The organism is Parapedobacter tibetensis (assembly GCF_024704835.1).
Lineage (GTDB): Bacteria > Bacteroidota > Bacteroidia > Sphingobacteriales > Sphingobacteriaceae > Parapedobacter > Parapedobacter tibetensis.
Genome location: NZ_JAMXBE010000077.1, coordinates 1 through 427 on the forward strand (window position 1 = coordinate 1; position 427 = coordinate 427).

The 427-nt window shown below is 42.4% G+C and carries 1 protein-coding gene; it reads left to right on the forward strand.

Annotation, left to right across the window (positions count from 1 at the left end; all coding sequences use genetic code 11):
• Positions 1–74: 74 nt before the first annotated feature.
• The coding region (locus tag NF543_RS25340) for an SRPBCC family protein (protein WP_257670998.1) at positions 75–427 on the forward strand (353 nt) is incomplete at its 3' end.

The following is a 427-nucleotide window of genomic DNA, read 5'->3' on the forward strand; positions in this document are numbered from 1 at the left end:
AAAATCAAACGGTTTCACTACATCGGATAATCAACGCAAGCCCCGAAAAGGTATTCCGGGCATTTGCAGACCCTATAGCAAATTCATTTTGGCTCCCACCTTACGGCTTCTTATGCACGGTGCAACAAATGGATTTTAAGGTAGGGGGTAAGTTTAAGATGACCTTTACCAATTTCAGTACAGGGAATGGACATTCCTTTGGCGGAGAATATCTCGAAATAAAACCCAATGAACTTATTAAATACACGGATACATTTGACGATCCCAATTTACCCGGAGAAATGACAACAACCGTACAGCTGAACCAGGTCTCGTGTGGCACTGAACTTAACGTGTTACAGGAGGGAATTCCTACAGCAATACCGTCAGAAATGTGTTATTTAGGTTGGCAGGAATCGCTGGAGAAATTGATAAAGCTTGTAGAACC